The organism is Streptomyces sp. NPDC058964 (assembly GCF_042741275.1).
GTDB lineage: Bacteria > Actinomycetota > Actinomycetes > Streptomycetales > Streptomycetaceae > Streptomyces.
This window is the reverse complement of sequence record NZ_JBHYKH010000862.1, coordinates 1-2,120: the sequence shown is the minus strand read 5'-3', so window position 1 is coordinate 2,120 and position 2,120 is coordinate 1. Positions and strand designations below refer to the sequence as shown.

Annotated in this window: 3 protein-coding genes; all 3 read left to right on the top strand. The window is 74.2% G+C overall.

Features of this window, described 5'->3' with window-relative positions; genetic code table 11:
• The first annotated feature begins 20 nt into the window (after window positions 1–20).
• The 3 genes from ACFW2E_RS45715 (at window position 21) to ACFW2E_RS45705 (ending at window position 1,808) form a co-directional block, all read left to right on the top strand.
• Window positions 21–683 (top strand): sigma-70 family RNA polymerase sigma factor, encoded by a 663-nt coding sequence (locus tag ACFW2E_RS45715; protein WP_384477777.1) that lies wholly within the window; start codon window positions 21–23, stop codon window positions 681–683.
• Window positions 684–851: 168 nt separating this feature from the next.
• Window positions 852–1,196, top strand: coding sequence for a hypothetical protein (locus ACFW2E_RS45710; protein ID WP_384477774.1), 345 nt, complete (start codon window positions 852–854; stop codon window positions 1,194–1,196).
• A 174-nt stretch (window positions 1,197–1,370) separates the two neighbouring features.
• Window positions 1,371–1,808, top strand: a complete 438-nt coding sequence (locus tag ACFW2E_RS45705) for an SPW repeat protein (protein WP_384477771.1) — start codon at window positions 1,371–1,373, stop codon at window positions 1,806–1,808.
• The last annotated feature ends 312 nt before the right edge of the window (window positions 1,809–2,120 follow it).

Sequence of the window (2,120 nt, the reverse complement as noted above, 5' to 3'; positions counted from 1 at the left end):
CCCCGTGCGGAGCCGTGGTCATGACCTCGTATCCGGCCGTCACCGCTGCCGCGGCCCGGGACACGTCCCGGGTTCCGGCCGCCGACGCGCCCCTGTGGGCCCCGGTCGAGGAGTCGTTCGCCGACGAGGAACTGGCCCGGGGCCTGACCGCGGGCGAGGACGCCTGCCTGGCCGAGGCCTATCACCGCTGGTCCGCCCTGGTGTACACGCTGGCCCGGCGCTCGCTGGGCGACGACGGCGAGGCGGAGGACGTCACCCAGCAGGTGTTCCTCGGCGTGTGGCGCGGACGGCACGGCTACCGGCCGGAGAGGGGCCCGCTGGCCGCCTGGATCGTGGGCATCACCCGGCGCAAGGTGGCCGACGCGCTGGCGGCCCGGACCAGGCGCGGCGAACTGGTCGCCGCCGCCGGGTCGGCCCTCACCCCGGAGGGCGTCCCGGCCGGACGGCCCGAGGCCGTTCTGGACCGCGTACTGGTCCGGCACGAGCTGGCCGGACTCCCGGCAGCGCAGCAGCGGGTGCTGCGCATGGCCTTCTACGAGGACCTGACACAGACCCAGATCGCGGCGCGCACGGGGTGGCCGCTGGGCACGGTGAAGAGTCACGCGCGGCGCGGGCTGCACCGGTTGCGGTGCCGTTTCGAGGAGCAGGCGCGGGCCGAGGAGGACTCGCGCGCGAACGGATGAGCCCTGGACGCGCGCTTTTTCGATGCAGAAACGCTGCACGCCGTAGCCCGCCCCGTCCGGCCGCGGCGCATCCGCTCCGGTGCCCGCACCGGAAGAGCACACCGGAAGAGAGCACGGGAAGAGAGCACCGGAAGAGCGGGACAAAAGGGCGGCCACGGGAGGTGGAGCATGGGCGACCACGGGGGCGGCCATGTCCCGCCCGACGACCTGGCGTCGATCGCGCTCGACGAGGAGCGGGCCGCGCGGGACGGGGCCCAGGCCGCGGCTCTGGCGCACCTGTCGGAGTGCGCTCGGTGCCGCGAAGCGCTGGCCGCGCTGCGGCGGGTGGTGGCCGCCGCCAGGGCGGCCTCGCCCGGCGACCGCCTGGTCCGGCCTCCGCCGCGGGTGTGGCAGGCGATCGTCGACGCGGAGCGGGCTCGCGCATCCGCACCGGCACTGGCGCCGGAAGAGGATGCCGCAGGCCCGGACGACCGGACGCCCGCCGGCGGGGGGTCCGGTACTCCCGGCGCCTGATGGCACCCCCGGAGAGAGTCGGCGCTCTTCGGGGGTGCGAACTCGCCTCTCGGCCGGACATGGAAACCGCCTCACCTCTACAGATAAAGCTGAAATAAGGGCAGAATGTATCCACACGGTGCTTACCGCACCGCACCGGACGCGGTCAGGCCTGCTAGTCAAAGGAGACGAGTCATGGCCAACGTCTCGCACAGAGGTGACATAACAAGCCACCCCGATGTCTCCGAAATGCGGGCGCGGTACGCCCGCATGCTCGGCGGGCGTGATGTCGCGCTCGTGGACGGACCGGTGTTCCTCCTCGGTCTGTACTGCGCGGCCTCCCCTTGGATCCTCCACTACTCGACGAGCCAGCCCGCACTCGCCACGCACAACCTGATCGTGGGCATAGCGATAGGCCTGCTGGCCCTGGGATTCACCACGGCCCCGGCGCGTATGTACGGCCTCAGCTGGGCCATGTGCGCGATGGGCGTGTGGATGATCATCGCGCCCTGGATCGTCGGCAGCAGCCCGGACACCGGCGTCGTGCTCAACAACATCATCATCGGTGCCCTGGCCGTGATCCTGGGGCTCATGTGCGCCGGTACAGCGGCGAAGAGCGCACCCGTCCCCTAGAAGAGCCACGGGAGAGAAGACCGAGGAAAGGAACACAACCGCGAGGCCGGCCGCACGGACGGGCCGGCCTCGCCGTGTGCGGCGCTCAGCCGACGGCGTCGGTCGCCACCGTGAACGAGATCCATACGTCCGGCGGCAGCTCCGGCCGGGGGGGGGCCCCGCGCCCGGCCCCCCGCCCCCCCGCGCGCCCCCGCGCGGCGCGGCCCGCCCCCGCGCCGCGCCGCGCGGGGGGGGCGGGGGGCCCGCGCGCGCACCCGGTGGGGGGGGCGGGGGGCCCGCGCGCGCACCCGGTGGGTGGGCCCGCGCCCGTGG

What these genes read in the sequence shown, in the direction of transcription:
- ACFW2E_RS45715 (WP_384477777.1), top strand. Translation starts at nt 21, where the DNA reads ATGACCTCGTATCCGGCCGTCACCGCTGCCGCGGCCCGGGACACGTCC.
- ACFW2E_RS45710 (WP_384477774.1), top strand. Translation starts at nt 852, where the DNA reads ATGGGCGACCACGGGGGCGGCCATGTCCCGCCCGACGACCTGGCGTCG.
- ACFW2E_RS45705 (WP_384477771.1), top strand. Translation starts at nt 1,371, where the DNA reads ATGGCCAACGTCTCGCACAGAGGTGACATAACAAGCCACCCCGATGTC.